The 22909-nt window shown below is 62.0% G+C and carries 22 protein-coding genes; 10 read left to right on the forward strand and 12 right to left on the reverse strand.

Annotation, left to right across the window (positions count from 1 at the left end; genetic code table 11):
* Window positions 1–24: 24 nt before the first annotated feature.
* From D6858_RS10145 to D6858_RS10180, 8 genes are all read left to right on the forward strand, one after another.
* On the forward strand, window positions 25–729 hold the full coding sequence (locus tag D6858_RS10145) for a DUF4197 domain-containing protein (protein WP_120109823.1): 705 nt from the start codon (window positions 25–27) through the stop codon (window positions 727–729).
* 44 nt (window positions 730–773) lie between these two features.
* Window positions 774–1898 carry a hypothetical protein gene (locus D6858_RS10150; RefSeq protein ID WP_165859684.1) on the forward strand — a complete coding sequence of 375 codons (1125 nt, stop codon included), beginning with the start codon at window positions 774–776 and terminating at the stop codon, window positions 1896–1898.
* 77 nt (window positions 1899–1975) lie between these two features.
* The gene (gene fsa, locus D6858_RS10155) at window positions 1976–2629 is read left to right on the forward strand and encodes a fructose-6-phosphate aldolase (protein ID WP_120109827.1); all 654 of its coding nucleotides are present in this window, start codon (window positions 1976–1978) and stop codon (window positions 2627–2629) included.
* Between the two features lie 14 nt (window positions 2630–2643).
* The gene (cobT, locus tag D6858_RS10160; protein WP_120109830.1) at window positions 2644–4467 is read left to right on the forward strand and encodes a cobaltochelatase subunit CobT; all 1824 of its coding nucleotides are present in this window, start codon (window positions 2644–2646) and stop codon (window positions 4465–4467) included.
* 65 nt (window positions 4468–4532) lie between these two features.
* Window positions 4533–5207 (forward strand): nitroreductase, encoded by a 675-nt coding sequence (locus tag D6858_RS10165; RefSeq protein WP_120109832.1) that lies wholly within the window; start codon window positions 4533–4535, stop codon window positions 5205–5207.
* A gap of 82 nt (window positions 5208–5289) precedes the next feature.
* Window positions 5290–6795 carry a cysteine--tRNA ligase gene (gene cysS, locus D6858_RS10170; RefSeq protein ID WP_120110673.1) on the forward strand — a complete coding sequence of 502 codons (1506 nt, stop codon included), beginning with the start codon at window positions 5290–5292 and terminating at the stop codon, window positions 6793–6795.
* Window positions 6792–7274, forward strand: a complete 483-nt coding sequence (locus tag D6858_RS10175; RefSeq protein ID WP_120109834.1) for a DUF3828 domain-containing protein — start codon at window positions 6792–6794, stop codon at window positions 7272–7274. The genes cysS and D6858_RS10175 overlap by 4 nt, the downstream gene beginning before the upstream one ends.
* Window positions 7275–7319: 45 nt before the next feature.
* Window positions 7320–8258 carry an NAD(P)-dependent oxidoreductase gene (locus D6858_RS10180; RefSeq protein WP_120109836.1) on the forward strand — a complete coding sequence of 313 codons (939 nt, stop codon included), beginning with the start codon at window positions 7320–7322 and terminating at the stop codon, window positions 8256–8258.
* A 707-nt stretch (window positions 8259–8965) separates the two neighbouring features.
* Here D6858_RS10180 and D6858_RS10185 read toward each other — a convergent pair.
* The 9 genes from D6858_RS10185 to rlmN all read right to left on the reverse strand — a co-directional run bounded on the left by D6858_RS10185 (window position 8966) and on the right by rlmN (window position 17808).
* On the reverse strand, window positions 8966–10183 hold the full coding sequence (locus D6858_RS10185) for an argininosuccinate synthase (RefSeq protein WP_120109839.1): 1218 nt from the start codon (window positions 10181–10183) through the stop codon (window positions 8966–8968).
* Window positions 10184–10233: 50 nt separating this feature from the next.
* Window positions 10234–11586, reverse strand: coding sequence for an MATE family efflux transporter (locus D6858_RS10190; RefSeq protein WP_240623810.1), 1353 nt, complete (start codon window positions 11584–11586; stop codon window positions 10234–10236).
* The gene (locus D6858_RS10195) at window positions 11583–12830 is read right to left on the reverse strand and encodes an SAM-dependent methyltransferase (RefSeq protein ID WP_120110679.1); all 1248 of its coding nucleotides are present in this window, start codon (window positions 12828–12830) and stop codon (window positions 11583–11585) included. Before D6858_RS10195 ends, D6858_RS10190 begins: the two co-directional genes overlap by 4 nt.
* Before the next feature lie 51 nt (window positions 12831–12881).
* Window positions 12882–13622 (reverse strand): molybdopterin-dependent oxidoreductase, encoded by a 741-nt coding sequence (locus D6858_RS10200; RefSeq protein ID WP_240623811.1) that lies wholly within the window; start codon window positions 13620–13622, stop codon window positions 12882–12884.
* Window positions 13619–14305 carry a cytochrome b/b6 domain-containing protein gene (locus D6858_RS16130; RefSeq protein ID WP_120109844.1) on the reverse strand — a complete coding sequence of 229 codons (687 nt, stop codon included), beginning with the start codon at window positions 14303–14305 and terminating at the stop codon, window positions 13619–13621. The genes D6858_RS10200 and D6858_RS16130 overlap by 4 nt, the downstream gene beginning before the upstream one ends.
* On the reverse strand, window positions 14305–15063 hold the full coding sequence (locus D6858_RS10210) for an SDR family oxidoreductase (protein ID WP_120109846.1): 759 nt from the start codon (window positions 15061–15063) through the stop codon (window positions 14305–14307). Before D6858_RS10210 ends, D6858_RS16130 begins: the two co-directional genes overlap by 1 nt.
* Window positions 15064–15375: 312 nt before the next feature.
* Entirely contained in the window at window positions 15376–15750 is a 375-nt protein-coding gene (locus D6858_RS10215) for a glycine zipper 2TM domain-containing protein (protein ID WP_120109848.1), read from the reverse strand.
* Between the two features lie 136 nt (window positions 15751–15886).
* Window positions 15887–16549, reverse strand: a complete 663-nt coding sequence (locus D6858_RS10220) for an MOSC domain-containing protein (protein WP_120109850.1) — start codon at window positions 16547–16549, stop codon at window positions 15887–15889.
* Window positions 16549–17808: a dual-specificity RNA methyltransferase RlmN gene (rlmN, locus tag D6858_RS10225; protein ID WP_120109852.1), complete on the reverse strand. Its 1260-nt coding sequence runs from the start codon at window positions 17806–17808 to the stop codon at window positions 16549–16551. Before rlmN ends, D6858_RS10220 begins: the two co-directional genes overlap by 1 nt.
* A 297-nt stretch (window positions 17809–18105) precedes the next feature.
* On the opposite strand from rlmN, the gene D6858_RS10230 reads away from it, so the two are divergent.
* Window positions 18106–18771 carry an outer membrane protein gene (locus tag D6858_RS10230; protein WP_120110682.1) on the forward strand — a complete coding sequence of 222 codons (666 nt, stop codon included), beginning with the start codon at window positions 18106–18108 and terminating at the stop codon, window positions 18769–18771.
* Between the two features lie 91 nt (window positions 18772–18862).
* On the opposite strand, the gene D6858_RS10235 is transcribed toward D6858_RS10230, so the two are convergent.
* From D6858_RS10235 to D6858_RS10245, 3 genes are read right to left on the reverse strand one after another with little or no spacing between them, the layout of a single operon-like run.
* Window positions 18863–19366 (reverse strand): hypothetical protein, encoded by a 504-nt coding sequence (locus D6858_RS10235; protein ID WP_120109855.1) that lies wholly within the window; start codon window positions 19364–19366, stop codon window positions 18863–18865.
* Window positions 19359–19847: a GreA/GreB family elongation factor gene (locus tag D6858_RS10240; protein WP_120109858.1), complete on the reverse strand. Its 489-nt coding sequence runs from the start codon at window positions 19845–19847 to the stop codon at window positions 19359–19361. Before D6858_RS10240 ends, D6858_RS10235 begins: the two co-directional genes overlap by 8 nt.
* Before the next feature lie 24 nt (window positions 19848–19871).
* A complete protein-coding gene (locus tag D6858_RS10245) occupies window positions 19872–21842 on the reverse strand; it encodes a lytic transglycosylase domain-containing protein (RefSeq protein WP_120109861.1) in 1971 nt (656 codons plus the stop codon).
* Between the two features lie 112 nt (window positions 21843–21954).
* Between D6858_RS10245 and dapA the strand changes: the two genes are divergently transcribed.
* Window positions 21955–22845 carry a 4-hydroxy-tetrahydrodipicolinate synthase gene (dapA, locus tag D6858_RS10250; RefSeq protein WP_120109864.1) on the forward strand — a complete coding sequence of 297 codons (891 nt, stop codon included), beginning with the start codon at window positions 21955–21957 and terminating at the stop codon, window positions 22843–22845.
* Window positions 22846–22909 lie beyond the last annotated feature (64 nt).

The raw sequence follows: 22909 nt of genomic DNA on the forward strand, positions 1-22909 counted from the left end.
GCGGCAAGGATCAGGAGAGCATCTATGACCAGTTCGATTGCCATCAGCCCGATTTCCCCGGTTGGACGGCGTACATTCCTGGCCGGAATTGGCGCGGCGGGCCTGCTGGCGCTGCCCGGCTGCGCGACATATGGCGGATACAGCTTCACCGATGCGATTGCCCGGCTGCTGTTCCTCTCCAGCGAACGCGCGTTCGACCGCATGGCCGCCCCCGGCGGTTTCTGGGACCAGCAGATCGCGCAAGTGGGGTTCGAAGATATGCTCGGTGCGCGCGGCGGGGTGCTGGCCCGCATTCTCACCTCCGGGTTATTCAAGGACAGGCTGGCCAATGCTCTGGCGCCGATTGCCTATCGCGGGGCGCAACGGGCGGCACCGGTCGTGGCCGACACGATCCGGGTAATCGGGTTCGAAAACGCGGTCGATCTGGTGCGTGGCGGACCGACCGCGGCGACAAGTTACCTGCAAGCCGAAATGGGCAACCGCCTGATCGATGCGATGCTGCCCGAAGTGGGCGATGGCCTGCGTGTGGCGCAGGATCCAATCGTCGGGCAGGCGCTCGCCGCTCTGACCGGGGTGGATATTCCCCAGGTTGCCAACAGGTTTTCCACAAAGGTCAACGATGTGATCTGGCAGCAGATGGGAATCGAAGAGGCCGATATTCGCGCCAACCCGCGCAGCACCAACGATCCGCTGATTATGGGTGTATTCGGGGTCGGCGCACGACTTTGACATCCGCCGATTAATTTGCATGCTGTCCCCGTACAGGAGATTAAATGGGGGACCGAACTATGCGGATTTGGAAAGCCCTGCCAGTGGCAGTGGCAGCGGGGATGGTCATGATCGGGCCAACGACGGCGCAGGCGCGACCATCCGGGGAGATTGTCGGCCCGGTTCTGAAACAGCATTCTTCCATAACCAAGATGCGTAAGACTTTGCGCGGGCGTGAGAAGAAGGGGCAATCGCTGACGGGCGCCGAGTATTATGCACTGGCGTTCTCATGCGGTTACGAGGAGCCGAAGGGCCCTTCGAAGATCATGAACTTTCTCTCTCAGTCGAAATGCACCGATCAGATTGCTGAATACTATGTGCAGGCCGGGATGCATGGCACCCCGGAAGGCTTTCTGGCTGCCGGCAAAGCCATCGGTACGGGCGACAAGGCCTATATGTATGGTCAGGCCGCTTACCAACTTGCGGGCAATGATTCGGAATTACGGAGCGACGCCTTGGAATTCCTGTCCGAAATTCGCGATGGGGTCAGCAGCCCGGCACAAGCAAACCAGCAGGCGACTGCTCTGGCGGCAAGCCTTGTTTCGAACCGTCGCTATGCTTCAAGCTCATCCGCTGCGCCAGATAGTGTCGTTGCAGCAGGGGCTAAACCCAAATTGACGTGGCTGGACTTCAAAAATCCAAAGCGTTGCGAGTGGGGCCCCTTGGCATTCAGGCCATTTGTCAATTCCGTCAGAGCCACTGGCAAGAACGGTGCCTGGCGGGCATATCCCACCCGCATACCCGGCATCAGCAAACCGGCCGGAATTCGTATCATCCGGAATGAACGGGTGCAGAACGAGCCATTCGAATACGACTTCGAAGGGCGCTGGAATGGCCTGAATGTTGTGGGATTGAGGCAAGGCAGTATGCAAGGCTACCCCTTCAAATACAGCGGTACGGCAATAAGGTTCAGCGATCCCGTATCCGTCGTCGTGCGCCGCCTCGCCAGCCTTGGTTTCCCGGTAAAGCCCGATGGCAGTCTGTACCTTGTCGAAAAGCCACGCCGCGAACGGTATAGCGGACCGGATGGATCAGGGGTCGCAACCGTTGTCGATACCCTTGCAACGTGGGTCGTTCGCCGGGGCAAGGAAACATACTTTTTCTGTGACCAGAACGATGAATGGCAATAGCGCTGACCCTAGCCGTGCTGTGATGCGGTCGCTAAGGCAGATGTGAGAATCATATCCAGCTTAAGGGCCACTTTCACATGAAGTTCTTCGCCGACACCGCCGAAATCGACGATATCAGGGAACTGGCCGAAACCGGCCTGCTCGATGGTGTCACCACCAATCCCAGCCTGATCGCCAAATCGGGCCGCGATTTCATGGAAGTGACGAAGGAAATTTGCGGCATCACCGATGGCCCGGTCAGCGCGGAAGTGGTCGCGCTCGATCACGAAACGATGATGAAAGAGGCCGAAATCCTCCGCAAAATCGCTGACAATGTCTGCATCAAAGTGCCGCTGACGATTGACGGGCTGAAAACCTGCAAAGCGCTGACGGGCGATGGCACGATGGTGAACGTCACTCTGTGCTTCTCCGCCAATCAGGCGCTGCTCGCGGCGAAGGCGGGGGCGACGTTCGTGTCTCCGTTCGTCGGGCGGCATGACGATAACGGGTTCGACGGGATGGATCTGATCCGCGATATCCGCCTGATTTACGATAACTATCTGTTCGACACCGAAATTCTTGTCGCCAGCGTTCGCCATGCGACCCACGTGCTGGAAAGCGCGCGGATCGGGGCCGATGTTGCGACGATGCCGCCCAAGGTTATCAAAGCGCTGGCCAACCATGTCCTGACCGACAAGGGCATCGAAGGTTTCCTTGCTGATTGGGCGAAGACCGGGCAGAGCATTCTGTAAGTTTCAGACGCGCGTTGGCCGACCAGACTCCTCTCGACCGTTTCAAGCAGGCGCTGACCGGCACAGCGCGCGCCATCGCGCACGAACCGGAGGTTGAGGTTGCGTGGAGCGCGGATTCGCCCAGTGCCAGTGGCAAGAATTTCCGCGTTCCCTTGCCGGGCCGCACACTGCCGCCCGATCAGGCGCGGGAAGCGCGCGGCTTTGCCGACAGCTTTGCGCTCAGGCTGCGCCATCATAACGAAGCGCTCCACGCGAAGAACGCGCCGAGCGAGCCGACCGCGCGTGCCTGTTACGACGCGATAGAGCAGGTTCGTTACGAGGCTCTCGGTGCGAACAATTTTGCCGGGATGCGCGGCAATCTTGCCTCTGCGACAGATCTACGCACCGCATCCGATCCTATTTCCCGCGCGCAGTCGGCTGATGACGTGCCGGTGCAATCGGCGCTTGGGCTAATGTTGCGGGAAAAGCTGACCGGCGAACCCGTGCCCGACCGCGCCCGTGCCGGGGTGGAAATGGTTCGCGAATTCATCGAGAGCCGTGCGGGCACAGACTTTGAATCGCTGGCTCTTTCGCTTGACGATCAGGCCGCATTTCAGGGGCTTGCGCTTGATATGTTGCGCCACCTCGATCTCGTGGTGCCCGACGACCTCGATGAACCATCCGACGCGGACGATGGTGGCGACGAGGAAGAGGGGGAAACTCCCGAAGAAGACGGCGACGAACAGAACGAAGGCGAGGGCGATCCGCAAACCGCCGAAGTCGCTGGTGAGCCGAGCGAGGGCGATTCGGACGGGGAAGATCAGACCGAAACCACCTCCGATCAGGAAATGACCGAAGGCGACCCGGACGACGAGGGCGAGGAGGGCATGATGCCCGTGCGTCCGAACCGCCCGTGGACCGACCTGCCCGATGATTTCAACTACAAGGCTTATACCGAGAAGTTCGACGAAGTGGTCGAAGCGATCGAGCTGTGCGATGCCGATGAACTGGATCGTCTGCGCGCCTATCTCGATAGCCAGCTGACCGGCCTGCAAGGCGTGGTCACGCGTCTGGCCAATCGGCTTCAGCGCCGCCTGATGGCGCAACAGAACCGCGCGTGGGACTTCGATCAGGAAGAGGGGATGCTCGATGCCGCGCGGCTGTCCCGAGTGGTGATCAGCCCCGGACATTCGCTCAGCTACAAGATTGAGCGCGAACAGGAATTCAAGGATACGGTGGTCACCCTGCTGATCGACAATTCCGGCTCGATGCGCGGGCGGCCGATTTCCATCGCCGCGATCAGCGCCGATATCCTTGGCCGCACTCTGGAGCGGTGCGGGGTTAAAACGGAAGTGCTTGGCTTCACCACCCGCGCGTGGAAGGGCGGGCAATCGCGCGAAGCGTGGCTGGCCGATGGCAAGCCGCCGCAACCGGGCCGCCTCAACGACTTGCGCCATATCGTTTACAAGAAGGCCGACGAACCCTGGCGCCGCGCCCGGCGCAATCTTGGCCTGATGATGCGCGAAGGGCTGTTGAAGGAAAACATCGACGGCGAAGCTCTGTTATGGGCGCACGACCGCCTGCTGGCGCGCCCCGAAGATCGCCGCATCCTGATCGTGATTTCCGACGGCGCCCCGGTGGATGACAGCACGCTGAGCGTGAACAGCGCGGGCTATCTCGAACAGCACTTGCGTAAGGTGATCGACTGGATCGAGAAACAGTCTCCGGTGCAGCTTGTCGCGATCGGCATCGGTCACGATGTTACGCGGTATTACAAACGCGCGGTGACGATTATGGATGTCGAACAACTCGGCGGCACGATTATCGAGCAACTGGCGGATCTGTTCGAAGTCGATTGATTGCCCGATCTCCTTCGTATGGTTCATGCGGTGAGCGATAGCGGGACTTTGTCGGAGAGTTACCAATGACCCCCACCCAAGCCATCGCCACGCGCCGTTCGATCCGCGCCTTCACCGATCAGCCGGTTGATCGCGAAACACTCGCTCGCATTCTGGAGAAGGCGCAGCGCGCGCCCAGCGGCGGGAATGTGCAACCGTGGAACGCCATCGTACTGAGCGGCGAACCGATGCAGCGGCTGTTCGACCGTGTGGCACTGGAATTTCCCAAGGGCCGCGCCGCACTGCAGCCAGAATACAATATCTACCCGCCCGAACTGGAGGGCGCATACGAGGCGCGCCGCTTCGGCGTGGGGGAGGACATGTATAGCGCGCTGGGCGTTGCGCGGGAGGACAAGGCGCAACGTCTGGCATGGTTCGCCAGCAATTTCCGTGCATTCGGTGCGCCGGTTCTCATGCTGATCCACACCCCCAAATACATGGGGTCGCCGCAGTGGGCCGATATTGGCATGTGGATGCAAAGCGTAATGCTGTTGCTGCGCGAAGAAGGGCTCGATTCATGCCCGCAGGAAGCGTGGGCCGCTTATTCGCCGCAGGTCCGCGAATGTGTCGACATTCCGGCGGATCACACATTCTTCTGCGGCATGGCGATCGGCCATCGCGATCCCGATGCACCAGTCAATCGGTTCGATGTGAAGCGCGCACCGCTTGACGAAGTTGTCCGCTGGGAAGGATGGGATTGAGCCAGCCCGGTCGCAATCTGCACGCGCGTTAGGGACTGCGAAACGATTGACCGCGCTCGTGTGCATCGTCAAAGCCGACGGTATGACCGAACTCACGCTTTTCAACAGCCTGACCCGCAGCCTTGAACCGTTCGTGCCCGTGCATCCGGGCGAAGCGCGCGTGTATTCCTGCGGTCCGACGGTCTATAACTATCCTCATATCGGCAATATGCGCGCCTATGTGTTTGCCGACGTGCTCGGTCGCACACTGAGCTGGAAGGGGTACAAGCTCACCCACGTTATCAACATCACCGATGTCGGCCATCTGACCGACGATGCCGATGCGGGTGAGGATAAGCTGGAAAAGGCCGCCGCGCAGCGCGCTCAGTCGATCTGGGACATCGCGAAGCACTACACAGAGGCCTATTGGGCGGATATCAAAGCGCTCAACATCCGGCAGCCGGCGCACTGGTCGATCGCCACCGACTATATCGATGCGATGATCGAGTTTGCCGAGAGCATTGCAGCAGAACACTGCTATGAACTCGACAGCGGGCTCTATTTCGATGTCTCGACAGTGGCGGACTATGGCCGGCTGGCGCGTGCCGTTACCGAGGAAGGCGAAGGCCGCATCGAAGCGGTCGATGGCAAGCGGAACGCCGCCGACTTCGCGATCTGGCGCAAGACTCCGCCGGGTGAAAAGCGGCAGATGGAATGGGATAGCCCGTGGGGTCGTGGCGCGCCGGGCTGGCATCTCGAATGCTCTGTGATGAGTGGGAAGTTGCTGGGCTTCCCGTTCGATATTCACACTGGCGGGATCGATCACCGCGAAATCCACCATGCCAACGAGATCGCCCAAAATCAGGCATTCTGCGGTTGTGGCAGCCTTTCCACGGCGACCAATTCGGGCGCCAAGATCTGGATGCACAACAACTTCCTCGTCGAACGCAGCGGCAAGATGAGCAAGTCGAGCGGGGAATTCCTGCGGCTCCAGTTGCTGATCGACAAAGGATATCATCCGCTCGCCTATCGCCTGATGTGCCTGCAGGCGCATTATCGCAGCGAGCTGGAGTTTTCGTGGGAAGGGCTGGGCGCGGCTCTGACCCGGCTGAAACGTATGCTGATGGCTGCTGAAAAGCTCAGCGAAGTGGCGAGTCCTCGCGAAGGCGGGGACCTCAGGCAGCAAGGTGCCGAAGGTGCGGATACGGCCCCGCTTTCGCGCGATCGCCTGCATCCCAAATTCGTTCCGATGCTCGAAAAATTCGATGCTGCCATGTCGGACGATCTCAACACTGCCGTGGCTCTGACGGCGCTTGAAGATGCGCTGGCGGTGAAGAAAGTCGATCTGGCTGCCAAACGGGCGGTGATCGCTGAAATGGATGCAGTGCTAGGCCTCAACCTGTTCGGCCTGACGCGTGCCGACCTCCGCATCCGTCCCAAAGATGCAACCATCACCGAGGCAGAGATCGAGGACGAACTCGTTCGCCGTAAGGCTGCACGGGCAGACAAGGATTTCGCCACCTCCGATGCGATCCGCGACGAGCTCGCCGGGAAGGGGGTGGAGGTGATGGATGGCGATCCGTTAGGGTGGGAGTGGAAATTGGCATGATCCGCGCACTGATAATCGCTGCGTCGCTGTCGCTGGCTGCTCTGCCGACTGCGGCCATGACAGCGGACAAGCGCCCTGCGGTGCAGGCTGCTCTCGCGCTCTACGATGGGTATCGCGGGAATGGGAATGTCACGGCCGCCGATTGGGAACTGCCGGTGTTCTCCGCCGATCTGACGCGGATTATCGCCGCGTGGATGGCGAAGAACGAAGCGGGAGACGTGACCGAGTTGAGCGATTTTGGCTGGTTCTGCGAATGTCAGGACTGGGATCAGCAGGGTTTTAAGGTTAAACCCCTTTCGGTGAAGCAGAATGGCGATCACGCCACGATCCGTATGCGCGTGCGCGCCGGATGGGGCACTTCGGTCGAACAGAACCTTGTTATGGTGCGCGAAGATGGTCGCTGGCTGCTCGACGATATGACGACGCCGAGCATGCCCACCGGTTTGCGCGCCGCGTTGCACGAAGCGATGTCCGACTGATACCCTCCGTTAGAAGGGGCCAGAGGACGCAAGGGAGAGAACCGCATGACCGTTGCCGCCTTGCCTGCCATTATTCGCCCGCTGATCGAACCGCAATTGCCCGACTGGGTCGAGCCGCGGTGGTTCGCCAGTAAGGAGAAAGCGCTGGAGGTCGCTCCGCAAGCCGAAATCGGATGGTTCGATATGTACGACCACGTGGCGATGGCGGAAACGGTACGCGCGGCGACCGGTCTGAAATGGCTTAACTCGGTCTATGCCGGGCTGGATTTCCTTCCGCTTGATTTGCTGGCTGAACGCAAGGTGACGATTACCAACGGGGCGGGAATCGGCGCGCTGACCATCGCGGAATATGTCGTCATGCTGATGTTGACCCATGCCAAGGGCTATCGTGACGTTGTCCGCGCTCAGGATCGGCGCGAATGGCTGCTCGATTCGCCGGGCAAGATGGAGCTGGCTGGTAGCCGCGCCTTGCTGCTGGGGCTGGGGGCAATCGGATCTCTCATCAGAACCCGGCTGGAAGCGTTCGATGTCGAAGTCGTGCCAGTGCGCCGCTCTGCCGCCGATGGCGCACTGGGGCCGGACGAATGGCGCGGCAAGCTGGGCGAATTCGACTGGGTTATCCTGGCGGTCCCCGCAACGCCGGAAACCGATGGGATGATCGGTGCAGCGGAACTGGCGGCGATGAAGGACAGCGCGGTGCTGGTGAATATCGCGCGCGGCACGGTCGTCGATCAGCCTGCGTTGATCGCGGCGCTGGAGGGGCGGCGGATTGGCGGGGCTTTGCTTGATGTGACAACGCCCGAACCGCTGCCGCCTGAAAGTCCGCTGTGGACGCTGCCCAATGCACAGGTGACGATGCACCTTTCAGGGCGCGCTCAGGACAAGATGTTCGCGCGCTCTGCTGAACGCTTCCTCGCCAACTGCAACCGGTATCGCGCCGGGGAGCCATTGGCCCCAATTTTCGATCCTGCCCGCGGATACTGAAGCAAGGGGGGACGTGGGTTCGCCCCTTCTCAAGCCCACAGAGAAATGGGGCCGACCCGAAGGTCGACCCCACTCTCACCGGCGCGTGGGGTCCGCGAGGAACCACTTGGCACCCAGTGCTTTCGCCATCGGGCCGAAGCCTTGTTGGCTCTGTCACCGGCGCTCGCACCGGCATCCGGTTCCGACCGCTCCCCGTATTGCAGGCCCGAAGGTCTGCACCGTTAAAGCTATCGGTTCCGAGACCGTTTCCGTTGTTCGATCTGCCTCAATCGGCTGCGCGGATGGGCCGAAGCCTCCTCGCGCTTCCTCGGCAGACCGCTCTGGTAGCGGTCATGGCGACGTTGCTTCGCGATCCGTTCAGGCAACCTGCCTTGCATTGAGCCGAAGCCTGCTGCATGGCCGATCTCGCAGACCGCGCGGACAGATGCCGCCATATCGATTGAGCTGAAATTCTTTCGAATTTTCCGGCAGTTAGTCCATCAATCTCGGAAGGTTTCTGCCCTTTCGACAAGGTTGAGACTGCGCCGCACCGCGCCGCTTTTCAAGCTTTGCAAGCCGTAGTTATCCACCGTCCACAGATTTCGCTGTGGACGCGAGTGGATAACTCAAACGTTGATCGCATCTTGCGCGGTCGCGATGGGTGTGACCATCAAACGCGCAGGAATTTCGCTGAGGCGGAGAGGGAATCCCCGCCTCGTCGCAACAGCTTAGCGATGGTCCCGCTTGGCCAGCAGCTTCAGACGCAGAGCGTTCAGCTTGATGAAGCCTTCCGCATCGTGCTGGTCATATGCACCGGCATCGTCTTCAAAAGTCACGTGCGCTTCGGAATAGAGAGAATCCGCACTCTTGCGACCGACGACCTGCGCCATGCCCTTGTACAGTTTCAGGCGGACAGTTCCGTTCACGCGTGCCTGACTGTGATCGATGGCAGCCTGCAGCATTTCACGTTCGGGTGCGAACCAGAAACCGTTATAAACCAGTTCGGCATATTTGGGCATCAGTTCGTCTTTCAGGTGGGCTGCGCCGCGATCGAGCGTGATCTGTTCGATGCCGCGATGGGCCACGGCGTAAATCGTGCCGCCCGGCGTTTCGTACATGCCGCGGCTCTTCATCCCGACGAACCGGTTTTCGACCAGATCGAGCCGACCGATGCCGTGCTTGCGGCCCAGTTCGTTAAGCGCGGTGAGCAAAGTCGCCGGGCTCATCGCTTCGCCGTTCAGTGCGACACCGTCACCCTTCGCGAAATCGATAGTGATGTATTCAGGCGTGTCCGGCGCGTTTTCCGGGTGATCGGTGCGCGAATAGACATAATCCGGGGTTTCTTCCCACGGATCTTCCAACACTTTGCCTTCGCTGGAGGTGTGCAGCAGGTTGGCATCGGTGCTGAACGGGCTTTCGCCGCGCTTGTCCTTCGGCACCTGAATCTGGTGCGCTTCGGCCCATGCGATCAGCGCGGTGCGGCTGGTCAGATCCCATTCGCGCCAGGGGGCGATTACCTTGATATCCGGGTCGAGCGCATAGGCCGACAATTCGAAACGGACCTGATCGTTGCCCTTGCCGGTCGCGCCGTGGGCAATCGCATCGGCCCCGGTTTCGTGGGCGATTTCGACCAGACGCTTGGAAATCAGCGGGCGGGCGATGCTGGTGCCAAGGAGATAGTCCCCTTCGTAACGGGCATTGGCGCGCATCATCGGGAACACGAAATCGCGCACGAATTCTTCGCGCAGATCTTCGATATAGATGTGCTGATCGGGGATGCCCATCGCGCGGGCTTTCTGCCGGGCGGGTTCGAGTTCTTCGCCCTGTCCAAGGTCGGCGGTGAAGGTCACCACTTCGCATCCTCGCTCGGTCTCCAGCCATTTGGCGATCACGCTGGTATCGAGACCACCGGAATAGGCAAGGACGACGCGCTTGATGTCGGACATGGGTAAAGGCTCCGATTGGAGAAGGTTGGAATGGGACTCGCGGAGGGCCACTAGGCGGCAGACGCCCGTGGCGCAATGGTTCGCAGGCGTGCAGGCAGCAATGCCCCCAATGTTGCCGCACGATATAAGTAGCTGAGCAGCATCGCCAGCCACAGCCCGTGGGCTGCATATGGGCGCAGGGCGAGGTCGGTCGCGATGTACATTGCCACCGTCACAAGGGCGGCATTGCGGAATGGGCGCGACCACGTGGCCCCGACATAGACCCCATCCAGCAGCCATGCGGGCATCCCCAGCAACGGGATCAACGCGACATAGGGCAGATAAGGGTAGGCGGCGGCGCGCACTGCGCCGTTGGGGGTCATGCCATCGATAACCATGCCGCCCGCAAACAGGATAGCGGCGGCCAGCAACACGCCTGCGCCAAGCGAGAATTCGCCTGTCAGACGGATAGCGCGCATCACTTCGTCGCGGCGGCCCTTGCCAACGGCGGCCCCGACCCGCGCCTCCGCCGTGAAGGCAAATGCGTCGAGCACATAGGCGCTCACCGCTACAAACTGGTTGAGCACGGCATTGGCGGCCAGTTGCACCGTGCCCAGCCGCGCACCGCCGTTGGCAAACCATGCAAACAGGAACAGCAGCGCCAGCGTACGGATCATGATATCCAGATTCACGCTGATCAGGCGACGCAACTCTGCACGGGCAAACAGGTGCGAATACTGGCGCAGGCGGAGGAATGCAGGCCAGCCGCCCACTCGCACGGCGATGGCAATCCCGCTGACCAGCGCGATCCATTCGGCCATCGCCGTGCCCGCCGCGACGCCGCGCGCGCCCCAGCCAAGACCCCACACGAACCCGATATCGAGTGCGACGTTGGCGACGTTCATCACCAGTTGCAGCGCCAGCGCCGCACGGGTGCGGCCCAGACCGAACAGCCAGCCCAGCAAAGCGTAGAAACCCAGCGCCGCCGGGGCGCCGAAGAACCGCACCGAGACATAGCCATGGGCCGCCCCGGTCAGTTCCTCCCCACCAGCGAGCAGGGCAAATGCCCCGGTGGTGAGCGGCCATTGCAATGCGAACAGAGCCAGCCCGATCGCCGCCCCCATCGCCAGCCCGCGCACCAGCAGAGCGTTGGTTTCCTGTGTATCGCCGGTGCCGTGTGCCTGCGCGGTGAGGCCGGTCATTCCCATGCGCAGGAACCCGAAAGCCCAGAACACGAACGTGACGATTACCGAACCGAGCGCCACCCCGGCCAGCGCGACGGCATCGCCGGTACGCCCGATCACGAACGTATCGACAATCCCGACCAGCGGAATCGATGCCTGGCCCAGAATGATCGGCCAGGCCTGCGCGAAGATCGACCGGCGGGTCAGCGCGGCGGGCTGGCCACCGGTGCTGACGCTCACTTCGCTAGCAGCCGCGCCTCTTCGCCGCTGAGATAGTCACGGGTGACGGGCAGGGCGTGGCGATCGCGGATGTACTGGATCTGGTAATTGCACATGCCGCCGCTTTCGAACGCCGCCGTCGCTCCGGCAAGATAGAATGTCCACATGCGGAAAAAGGGCGCGCCATAGGCGGCCTCTATCGTCTCGCGATTGGCAACGCAGCGATCGTACCATGCGCGCAGCGTCCACGCATAATGCAGGCGCAGGGTTTCGATATCGCTGGCGATCAGGCGGACTTTCTCGCTTCGCTCCAGCGTTTCGCTCAGCGCGGGGATATAGCCGCCGGGGAAGATGTACTTGCGGGTAAACGCATCGGTCTTGCCCGGCCCGCCGAGCCGCCCGATGGTGTGCAGCAGCATGACGCCCTCTACCTTGAGCAGCGTGGCACAGGCGCGGAAGAAGGTTTCGAACTGCGGCACGCCGACGTGTTCGAACATGCCGACGGACACGATCCGATCGAACCGGTCGCCGCGCGCTGCCATGTCGCGATAATCGATCAGTTCGAAACTGACCCGGTCGGACACGCCCGCTTTCTCTGCATTTTCGCGGGCGAGGGCGAGCTGTTCCTTGCTGAGCGTGATGCCGGTCACTGTCACATCGGCATGTTGCGCCAGGAAGATCGCCATTCCGCCCCAGCCACATCCGATATCGAGCACGTGGTTGCCTGGCTCCAGCTTCAGCTTGGCTGCGATATGCGCCAGCTTCGCCACTTGTGCCTGCTCCAGCGTGATGTCGGTGCTGGGCCAGTAGCCGCACGAATACTGCATGTATTCGGTATCCAGCATCAGGCGGTAGAGATCGTTGCCGATGTCGTAATGGTGGCTGATGTTGCGCCGCGCGCTGGCCTGCCGGTTGACCGCTTCGTAAGCTGCGCCCAGCGTATTGGCCACGCGGTGCTTCACGCCGGGAGGGGCGATGGCGCGGCCATGATCCCACGGGGAATTGGCGCTGAGCAGGGTAATCAGGCCCATGATGTCGCCCTGTTCGATAATCAGGCGACCATCCATGAAAGTTTCGCCCGCACCAAGGCCGGGATCGCGCAGGATGTCACGCGCGACTTTGTCATCGGCAAATCGCACACGGATGTCGGGGAAGCCCGCCGTTGGCGTGCCGAAACGCGCCACTGTGCCATCGGCATGGACCACCTCGAACACGCCGAGGCGTACCGCGTTGCCGATCACGCGGTCGAAAATCCGTTCACTCAAACTCATTGCAACACCGTCTTCCGTTTATGTGCTTTGCGGCCGGGTAGGGGATCATGCCCCGGCGTACCACTGATAACCCGCGACATCTTCCCAGTATCCGCCTTGTCCACCACGGATTTGCTCAAGCGATGCGACCGCTTCGATCAGGGTCAGGTATTTGGCGTGCTTGTATCCCAATTGTCGTTCGATTCGCATCCGCAGCGGGGCGCCGTTGCGTTCGGGCAGGGGCGCACCGTTCAGGGCGTGGGCGACGATCGTTTGTGGGTGAAACGCATCGTCGAGATCGATGCTTTCGTAGTAAGGCTGCCCCCGCAAACGGTCGGCACAATGGAACACGATGAACCGCGCCTCCGGCTTCAGTTTCGCTGCCTCCAGCAGCATCGAGAGCTGCGGTCCTGTCCATTCGCCAATCGCGCTCCACCCTTCGACGCAATCGTGGCGGGTGATCTGGGTGCGTTGCGGCAGGCGGCGGATGTTGTCCATGCTGAGGCTGAGCGGATGTTCGACCAGCCCGGTGACCAGCAGCCGCCAGTCGGCAAACCCGCTTTCCAGCGCGGCGGCATAGCCGGGCGTACCCACTGTGAGCGAGCCGTTGCCCCGGAAATAGGGGGAAATCTGTGCGCGGCTGAATTCCGGCGCCATTGCCTTGCGGCCCGTCAGCGCGCGCTGCGCCTTGCGGTGCCACTCGTTCGACACCTTGAACAGCGCCTGCCCCGCTGAACTATCGGCCACTTTCGAACAGCCGGTGGCGAACAATGCCCCCAGTCCGGCGATGACGCTGCGCCGTTTCACAATGCGCGCCCCCCGGTTACCATGTCGCGCAATTGCCGGATCGGACCGGAGGCGATCACCAGTGCGATGTGGACCACCGCGAACAGCACGATGCCCCACGCGAACAGGAAGTGGACCGATCGCGCCGACTGCCGCCCGCCGACAAGCTGGGCGAACCATCCGAAGCTCGGTTCGATCCCCGGACTGATAGCCAGCCCGGTCAGGATCATGCCCGGCAGCAGGATGCCCAGCACCACGCCATAGGCCAGCTTTTGCAGGAAGTTGTACTTGCCTTCGCCGTGGTCGAAGTCGAACCGCAGGTGGGCGACGATATCGGCGCGAATCGCGCTCCAGCGCCAGTCGCTCAGCCGGGTGGCGATATCGCGCACGAAGTGGCGGTTGGTCAGCATGGCGACCCACATCGCCAGCAGACCGAAGGCGAACGGCCATGCCATCAGCAGGTGCCAGTCCCGCGCGCCCGACAAGCTGTAGTAGCCGGGGATCGTCGCCCAGCCGGGGAATGTCGGCAAGTGCAGCCACGCCTCGCGCGCGGTGAACCCGGCTTGCCCCCAATAGAGGCGGGGGTGGGCATTGGAGATGTTCAGCCCGCTCATAAACAGGATCACCACGCAGACCACGTTGAGCCAGTGCCACAGCCGTGTCGATACTGCGTGGCGCCGAGTGTGGCGGGCAGTGGGGGGCATCAGGGCCGCACCCCTTCGCGGGCGAGGTAGATCACGTCGCGCTGCTGGCGCAGCAGGTGTTGCCCGCTGTCGACGTAGAGCGTCTCTCCGCTCGCCAGCCAGCCTTCGGCCAGCCACAGGCAGGCGTCAGCGATCTCGTCCGCCCCGGTCTTGCGTTTCAGCAGATTGAGCCGGTGCGATACCTCGATCTCTTCCTCGGTCTGGTCGTGACTGGCGAGGATCGCGCCGGGGGCGAGGGCATAGATGCGATCTTCCGCAGTGCCCGCACCCATCGCCAGCATCCTGACGGCGGCGGCAACGGCGGCTTTGCTCATCGTATAGCTGAAGAAGTCGGGGTTGATATTGGCCAGCTTCTGATCGGTGAACTGGATCACCCGCCGTCCGCCGCTGGCCCGTGCATGGCTGAGGAACGCCTGCGCCATCCGCGCTGGGGTCAGCGCGTTGACGTGCATCGTTTCTTCAGCGACCTGCGGGTCGAGCTGCCGCACGGCATCGGGATCGAACACCGCCGCAGAATTGACCAGCACCCGCCAGTCGTTGAGCCGCGCGGCGAGCTGTTCCACCATCGCCACCGAGGCATCGCCATCGCGCAGGTCGCATGAGACGGTTTCCGCCGAGGGCAGGCTGGCGGCCAATGCCTCCGCCGCATCGCGCGACTGGCCATAATGAATCACGACATGCCAGCCATCGGCCCCGAACCGCCGAGCCAGTTCGGCCCCGATTCGCTTCGCCCCGCCGGTGATGACAACCGTCCGCATGTTCAGACTTCGCGCCCCGAAGCTGAAGACATGGACCGCATGTTACACTGTCCTGAAGAAGAAAAACCCACCCCCGCAACCATCCTGAAAACGCCGTGTGCGATAGCGGTGAGCGGGAGGGTGTTCGGATTATTCATGGCGGCTCAGTATAGAGCACAACCGGAGTGCGTTAGGAAATCCCAATCCGGTCTGTATCGGGCCAGCTTGTATCATGGACACTCCGCCATTGGGGTCGCGCCGTTCAATGTTTCACAAAAAAGGCGCGCCGGGATTACTCCCGACGCGCCCCCGATGGAGAGGGCTCAGCTGCAATCAGCGGCAGCGAGCCTTCCCGCTATCGATTTCCTTGCCCAGGAGCGCACCAACCGCTGCGCCGACGACTGTGCCGGTGGTGCGATCGCCACGGGTATCGACCGCGCGGCCAGCCAGCGCGCCGACCGCTGCGCCGACGATCAGCCCGGTCGTGCCGTTGGACCTCTTGCAGTAATACCGGCCATCATCCCCGCGCCAGTAACGGATGCCGTTGTCGGTGCGATAGTACTTGCGCGCTTCGCGGCGTTCGTAGCGGTCACGCTGCTTTTCGCGATAGCCATGCGCGGGGGCCCACGACGGCGGATCGGCGACGGCCGGGGTTGCCATAGGAATGGTCAGGCCCGCAGCGGCGATAACGAGAAGGGTCTTTTTCATGGGATGCTTCCTTTCCCTGAATGGTGTTCATCGGATCGACGCTCAACCTGCCGATTGGGTCCACAACGTCACATGAACGTTTTGTTTTCTGGATGATTTGCCGACGAGCTGTGTTTGTCGTGCGGTAAAATGCCGGCTAACGGGGAGGGGCGTTTTCCAGTTTGCGGCGAATGGAATCGCGCAGCGCCGGTGCCAGTTCCTGCACCTGTGTCAGCGTATGAAGCTGCGCCCGATCCATCGGCTCGCTGATGCCCCAGATCGCTTCGAACACGCGGTCCACCGGCCATTCCTCGCGCCCGTGAGTGACCTGCTCCAGCATGTCGCCCGCTTGGACGGTGCCTTCTTCGATTACCCGGTAATACCAGCCACACCGCCGTGTATTGAGGATGTGCCTGAGCATTTTCTTATGGCCGAAACGGTGTTCGATCTTCCAACAGGGCTGGCGCGGGCGTGACACCTCGATCAGCGCGCTGCCCAGTCGATAACGCGCACCCAGATTGACCGCCTCTTCGGTCAGGCCGTGGGTGGCGATATTGGTGCCGAAAGCGCCGGGCAGATCGAGCAATGGGTGATCCCCGATTTCCTCACGCCAGAAGGCATGATGATCGAGCGGGAAATGGTGCAGCGCCATGTCCGGTCCGCCATGATGGCGCCGATCAGCCTGTGCATCACCCGCCAGCCCTTCGCGCCCGACATGGACCGGCCCACTCACTGGCGCTTTACCGATGGCGCTGCGTTCTTCCCCGCGAAACGGCACCGGCTGCCCGATGCAGAGGGCGTCAACGCGGGTGGCGATCATTACCCGGCGGTTTCTTCCGCTGTTGCCGCAGCCGCCGCAGCCGCCTCGCGGTCGCGTTCGGCGCGGCTCTTTTTCTGGGCAGCGGTTTTGAGCTGGCCGCAGGCGGCGTCAATATCCCGGCCGCGCGGAGTGCGGACGGGGGCGCTGATGCCCGCTTCGAACACGATGTTGGAAAACGCCCGCACCCGTTCGGGGGTGGAGCATTCATACGGCGCACCGGGCCACGGGTTGAACGGGATCAGGTTGACCTTCGCCGGAAGATTGTACTGCTTGATCAGGCGGACGAGTTCGCGCGCGTCGTCGTCGCTGTCGTTCTTGTCCTTCAGCATGACATATTCGAACGTGATCCGCCGGGCGTTGCTGGCGCCGGGATAGGCGGCGCAGGCGGAAAGCAGTTCCTCCAGCCCGTATTTCTTGTTGATCGGCACGATTTCGTCGCGGATGTCCTTGGTCACCGCATGCAGGCTGACCGCCAGATTGACGCCGATTTCTTCGCCGCACCGGTCCATCATCGGCACGACCCCGCTGGTCGACAGCGTGATGCGCCGTTTCGACAGCGCCAGCCCTTCGCCATCCATCACCAGCCGCAGCGCGTCGCGCACATTGTCGAAATTATACAGCGGCTCGCCCATGCCCATCATCACGATGTTGGTGAGCAGGCGACCGTCGGCGCGGTATTCGGCCTCGCTCTCTTCCTCCGCGAAATCCATCGCCCCCTTGGGCCATTCACCCAGTGCATCGCGGGCGAGCATGACTTGCCCCACGATTTCGCCCGGTGTCAGGTTGCGGACCAGTTTCATCGTGCCGGTGTGGCAGAACCGGCAGTTGAGCGTGCAGCCCACCTGGCTCGACACGCACAACGTGCCGCGATCCGCATCGGGGATGAAGACCATTTCGAATTCGTGCCCGTCGGCGGTTTGCAGCAACCATTTGCGGGTGCCATCGGTCGAATGCTGCGCCTCCACCACTTCGGGCCGCCCGATCACGAACCGTTCGGCCAGCCAGGGGCGCATCGTTTTGGCGATATCGGTCATCGCGGCAAAATCGGTCACACCGCGGTGGTAGAGCCAGTGGAACACCTGCTTGGCACGCAGCTTCGCCTGCTTCGAATCCAGTCCGGCATCTGCGAACAGTTCCGCGATGCGTTTCTTGGGCAAACCGATCAGGTCGATACGGCCATCGGCCCGCGGAGTAATGTCGCGGGCAACGGGAACCGGATCGGATTGCCCGGGAATGGTCATGAGCGGAGTGTGGGACATTGCGTGGCGGATATAGGGCCGGGTGAGCGGCAACGCAAAGCTTCCCGCTAACTGGTACGAATATATCGGTATTTTGACATTATCTGTTACGCACGCGCAACGCGCGAACACCGATTTGGGCGCTTGGTTCCCGACATTCGTCGTTCGATTTCGTCGGTTCGTCGAGGTCAATGTTGCTGAAAAACAACAAAAATCTTGTTGTATTAGGTTCATGAAACCAGACCGCAATCTGCTCCGTTAGGCAGGTCCAGGGTGCAGGGCATCTCGCTCGGCCCGGATGAAGAGAATGGAGTATTTATGCGTAAGATTCTTGCTATCGTCGCCACCGGATCGCTGGTGGCAGTTGCCACCCCGGCTTTGGCGCAGGACGCCGCGCCGTTCACCGGCCTGCGGGTCGGTGGCGAGGTGGGTTACGACCACGTCCGCTCGGGCAGCACCGAAGATGTCGACGACACCCGCGATCTCAAGCAGTCGATCGACGGTGTCGCCTATGGCGCTGTTGTCGGCTACGATGCCGATGTTGGCGGCGATCTGCGTCTGGGTGCCGAAGCATCGATCGGTGACAGCTCGGCCAAGTGGGACAACAACAACGGCGTTCCCAACACCTTCAATCTGGGCCGTGTGAGCGCGGACCGCGACATCTACGTCGGTGCGCGTCTCGGCTACGTCACGTCGCCCAACACTATGATCTACGTGAAGGGTGGCTACACCAACGCCCGCTTCGGTATCGAAGGGACTGATGGCACGACCAGCCTGAACCAGCGTCTCGACACCGACGGCTATCGTCTGGGTGCGGGTGTTGAATACGCGCTGAGCCCGAACGCCTATATCGGTGCGGAATACCGTTACTCGAACTACAGCAAGGGCGAACTGGACTTCAATGGCGATACGCCGGATTCCAGCCGTTTCGACATCGATACCGACCGTCATCAGGTCATGGCAACGATGGGCTATCGCTTCTAAGCTTTAGTACAGCGAAACAACTCAGGGCGGGGCCGAAAGGCTCCGCCCTTTTTAGTGAACGGAGCATAATGAGGATGGCTGCCGAGCTGGTCTATCGACCGAGCTTGGCGCAACCGACTGTGGCGGAATCCATCGCGGTGGCCGCGCCATCGAGATCATAGGTGTTGGCGAAGCGGCGGCCGCGGGCATCGCGGGCGGCTATCGTCATCGTGGTGGCGGATCGCATGGCAGCCACGATAGCGGCATCGCCTGCTTTATCCGTCGCCCAAGCCGCCGCGCCGCCGCCGGTCAGGGCGAAGCGTTTGCTGCCAACGCGCAGCGCCAGTTGCGGTTCGGCGGCCAGCTTGCGCGACAGGCGAAAGTGGACCTGTCCGCGAATACCGCGTTTGGGCCAGGTGGCGACTGTCGCATAAGGCTGGTAATCGCGCTGGCTGGTACTGTCGCGGGCCTTCGCAATGGCATAGCAACGCGGAGCGGCGGGATCGCGGAACGCGCCCCAGCCGCCGAACATCCCCAGACTGTCGCGCGCCGCCAGCGGGCTGGCCAGTGCAACGGTGGCTGCGATAGCGAGGATGGAGGTGGCGACCTTATGCATAGCGGATCGCCACGACTTCCCATTCCTTCACCCCGCCGGGCAGGCGCACGGTCCGCAGATCGCCAATCGCCGCACCCCGAAGAGCGCGTGCCAGCGGGCTGGACCAGCCGATCCGCCCCGCGCCGGCATCCTGCTCGTCATCTCCGACCAGCGTCAGTTCCATTCGCGCATCGTCTTCGTCAGCGATCTCGACCGTTGCACCGAAGAACACCCGGCTCTGATCCGGTTGCTGAGCGGGATCGATCACGCGGGCCGATTTCATCCGCCGGGCGAGGTGAGCCAGCTCGCGGTCGATTTCGCGCATCCGCTTGCGGCCATAGATATAGTCGCCGTTTTCCGAACGATCACCGTTGCCCGCCGCCCAGCTGACGATCTCCACGATCTGCGGACGTTCGGTGCCCAGCAGGTGGTCGTACCGCGCCTTCATCGCGGCATAGCCCGCCGGACTGATCGGATTGGTTGGTCGCTGCTGCCCCGCCATATCGTGTTGCCCCCTCGTGCCCGATCAGGGACGACGGGCGCCGATGAAGCGATAGATCGACTTGGGCTGGCCATAGCGGATCCGATCAGGATGCATCGCTTCGTACACCACGGCGTTTTCCAGCACGCGCTGGACATAGTTCTTGGTTTCGAAAATCGGGATACTTTCGATCCATTGCAGCCAGTCGATATTGCCGTTGCGCGGATCGCCATTGGCCCGCAGCCATTTGTTCACATTGCCCGGACCGGCGTTGTAGGCAGCGACTGCCAGTGGATAGCTGCCGCCGTAATAGTCCATCATCCGGGCGAAATAGCCATCGCCCAGCTGGATGTTGTATTGCGGATCGCCGGTGAGGTTGGCGCTCATATAGGCCATGCCCAGCTTACCCGCCTGTTCGCGCGCGGTGCCCGGCATCAACTGCATCAGCCCACGCGCGCCCGCGTGGCTGGTGCGGGTTTCATCGAATTCGCTTTCCTGCCGGGCGATGGCGTGCACCATCGTGAAGTCGGTGCCCGGCGGGTTGGATACGGTGGGGAACCCGGCGCCGGTGAACTGAGTCAGCCCTTTTTCCGGTGCGACGCGACCGACCACGACCGACAGTTCGGGCAAGCGGATCTGCTGCGCGAAATCGGCCACCAGCGCCATCTGCTCCGGCGTCTCGGCTTTCTCTGCAATCGCGATGAAGAAATAGCGCTCGGTGCGCCAGTCGATGCCATTGCGGGCGGTATGGGCGATCGCCTGCGCCAGCGGTTCCTGCGCGAAAACGGCGCGCTGTGCGGGGGTGACCGGTGGCGGAGTGTTCGCTGCAAAATCGGGCAGCGGGCGATTCAGATGGCCCAGAGCCAGCTGGCCATAGAAATATTCCGGATATTCGGCCGCCATTTCGAAATAACGTTCCGCCCCGGCCCTGTCGCCTGCCTTGGCCAGCGCATTACCCGCCCAGAAGAACCCCTTGGACCGGGTCTGCGGGGTGCGCGCCGAATTGCCATAGCGATAGAACATCGGCGCGGCCAGGCGCCCGTCGCCCAGCGACCACAGCGCTTTTGTCCCGCCAAGCCACATCAGCGAGGTGTAGTCATCGCGCAGGCGATAGCTCATCGACGAAATATCGGCGTTGGGTTCGAACAGATCGTCGGTCTTGCTGGCGATCTGCGCGGCAGTGCGTGAATCCGCCCCCCGCGCAGAGATCAGCATTTCGCCGATCATATCTTCCGGGTCGAACGCCGGGCGCGTGGAGGCGGGCCGGTTGGCGAGCATCTGTTGCTCGGCATATCCCTGGCTCGTCTTTCGGTAGAAGCGTGCAAGGTTATACACATAGCCTGCATCGCTCGTCGCGTCGGCAGGAACGGGCAGGCCATTTGCTGATGGATCGACACCTTGCACCAGCGATAGGCGCGCCATGAACAACGCTCGGTTTGCCGGGCTGACCAGCGCGATCTGTCGCGCGGCGGCAGTGGTATCGCCCTGCCACAGCAGAGCATCCATCCGCGCATCCTGATCGTCCTGCGTAAAGCGGCTGCCGAACATGCCGACAAGGTATGCCTCAGATGGCGAACTCATCGTGCCGCCGCGCCATGCCAGCCGTGCCGCCTCCGCCGCTTCGGGTCGGTTCACCGCTGCCAGCGCCAGCGCATATCGCGCGCGGGCCGGATTGCTGAGCGGAGGGAAACGGTCGAAAAACGCCACGATCTGTGCCGGAGTGGAAGGATCGCGGTCCAGCGCATCTTCAGCTTGCCCGCGGATAATATGACTGCGCGGGTAATCGGGGTAGGCGAGCAGGAACCCGGCATAGTCGGCGAATGCGAGCCGGTCGTTGCTCATCAGCTGCTGCCAACGTGCGACGGCAGCAGAGGCCTGCGTGGGTTGCATGGCAACCAGTTGCGTACGCCCGGCCTGCACCGGTGTAACCTGCGCCGCCAACGGTGCCGACGCGGTGAGCGCGACAGTGGCGACGGAACTTAAAACAATCGTTCGAATAGCGACCATGCTGGACATTATGGCCAACGGCTCCTTATCAGGCGCTGAATGAATTTCCCCCCGTGGGAATGTGCCAGCCGTTTCCGGCCTGCACAGCGCCCGATATGAACAGACTAAAGGCTCAACCGCAATGTTTTCCGGATCGATACCCGCCCTTGTGACTCCTTTTCGCGACGGATCGTTCGACGAGGCGGCTTTTCGCAAACTCGTGGACTGGCAAATCGAATCCGGCAGCAGTGCGCTGGTCCCGTGCGGCACCACGGGCGAGGCATCGACCCTGTCGAACGCCGAACATCATCGCGTGATCGAAGTCTGCGTCGAACAGGCAGCGGGCCGGGTGCCGGTAATCGCCGGGTGCGGCAGCAACGACACGCAGAACGCGTTGCTGCATATGAGCTTTTCCAAGAAGGCGGGGGCTTCCGCAGCGCTTTGTGTGGCCCCATATTACAACCGCCCCAGTCAGCAGGGAATTATCGCCCATTTCAGCTATCTGGCGGAAAACAACGATTTGCCGATCATTCTTTACAATGTTCCGGGGCGCACGGTGACCGATATCATGCCGGAAACGGTGTGCGAACTGGCCAAGCGCTATCCCGAACGAATCATCGGTATCAAGGATGCCAGCGGCGACCTGTCGCGGGTGACCGATCATCGGATGGGAATTGGCAAGCATTTCTGTCAGTTATCGGGGGATGACGAACTGGCATTGCCCGCCAATGCCGCTGGTTCGGTTGGCTGTATTTCTGTCACCGCCAATGTCGCGCCCGCGCTGTGTGCCGAATTCCAGCAGGCCTGCGCGGACAACGATCTGGTGAAGGCGCGCGAGCTGAACGACCGGCTCTATCCGTTGCATTATGCCATGTTCGAAGATGCCAGCCCCGGCCCGGTGAAATACGCCCTCAGCCGGGTGCATAGCTGGCTGCTGCCCGATATTCGCCTGCCGATGGTGGAATGCAACGATGCGGCCAGGGCGGCGGTCGATGCCGCACTGGTACATGCGGGGCTGGTCGAAGCGGCCTGATCGGCGGCATCGCGACTGGGGTGACTTGGCATTATGCAGGGGAACGCCTAGATGCGCTCCCCTC

Source organism: Tsuneonella suprasediminis (assembly GCF_003605755.1).
GTDB classification, from domain to species: Bacteria; Pseudomonadota; Alphaproteobacteria; order Sphingomonadales; family Sphingomonadaceae; genus Tsuneonella; species Tsuneonella suprasediminis.

Bases quoted from the DNA above. Each gene is read 5' to 3' on its own strand.
- D6858_RS10145 (WP_120109823.1), top strand. From the start codon at position 25: ATGACCAGTTCGATTGCCATCAGCCCGATTTCCCCGGTTGGACGGCGT.
- D6858_RS10150 (WP_165859684.1), top strand. From the start codon at position 774: ATGGGGGACCGAACTATGCGGATTTGGAAAGCCCTGCCAGTGGCAGTG.
- fsa (WP_120109827.1), top strand. From the start codon at position 1,976: ATGAAGTTCTTCGCCGACACCGCCGAAATCGACGATATCAGGGAACTG.
- D6858_RS10165 (WP_120109832.1), top strand. From the start codon at position 4,533: ATGACCCCCACCCAAGCCATCGCCACGCGCCGTTCGATCCGCGCCTTC.
- cysS (WP_120110673.1), top strand. From the start codon at position 5,290: ATGACCGAACTCACGCTTTTCAACAGCCTGACCCGCAGCCTTGAACCG.
- D6858_RS10175 (WP_120109834.1), top strand. From the start codon at position 6,792: ATGATCCGCGCACTGATAATCGCTGCGTCGCTGTCGCTGGCTGCTCTG.
- D6858_RS10180 (WP_120109836.1), top strand. From the start codon at position 7,320: ATGACCGTTGCCGCCTTGCCTGCCATTATTCGCCCGCTGATCGAACCG.
- D6858_RS10185 (WP_120109839.1), bottom strand. From the start codon at position 10,183: ATGTCCGACATCAAGCGCGTCGTCCTTGCCTATTCCGGTGGTCTCGAT.
- D6858_RS16130 (WP_120109844.1), bottom strand. From the start codon at position 14,305: ATGCCCCCCACTGCCCGCCACACTCGGCGCCACGCAGTATCGACACGG.
- D6858_RS10210 (WP_120109846.1), bottom strand. From the start codon at position 15,063: ATGCGGACGGTTGTCATCACCGGCGGGGCGAAGCGAATCGGGGCCGAA.
- D6858_RS10215 (WP_120109848.1), bottom strand. From the start codon at position 15,750: ATGAAAAAGACCCTTCTCGTTATCGCCGCTGCGGGCCTGACCATTCCT.
- D6858_RS10220 (WP_120109850.1), bottom strand. From the start codon at position 16,549: ATGATCGCCACCCGCGTTGACGCCCTCTGCATCGGGCAGCCGGTGCCG.
- rlmN (WP_120109852.1), bottom strand. From the start codon at position 17,808: ATGTCCCACACTCCGCTCATGACCATTCCCGGGCAATCCGATCCGGTT.
- D6858_RS10230 (WP_120110682.1), top strand. From the start codon at position 18,106: ATGCGTAAGATTCTTGCTATCGTCGCCACCGGATCGCTGGTGGCAGTT.
- D6858_RS10235 (WP_120109855.1), bottom strand. From the start codon at position 19,366: ATGCATAAGGTCGCCACCTCCATCCTCGCTATCGCAGCCACCGTTGCA.
- D6858_RS10240 (WP_120109858.1), bottom strand. From the start codon at position 19,847: ATGGCGGGGCAGCAGCGACCAACCAATCCGATCAGTCCGGCGGGCTAT.
- D6858_RS10245 (WP_120109861.1), bottom strand. From the start codon at position 21,842: ATGTCCAGCATGGTCGCTATTCGAACGATTGTTTTAAGTTCCGTCGCC.
- dapA (WP_120109864.1), top strand. From the start codon at position 21,955: ATGTTTTCCGGATCGATACCCGCCCTTGTGACTCCTTTTCGCGACGGA.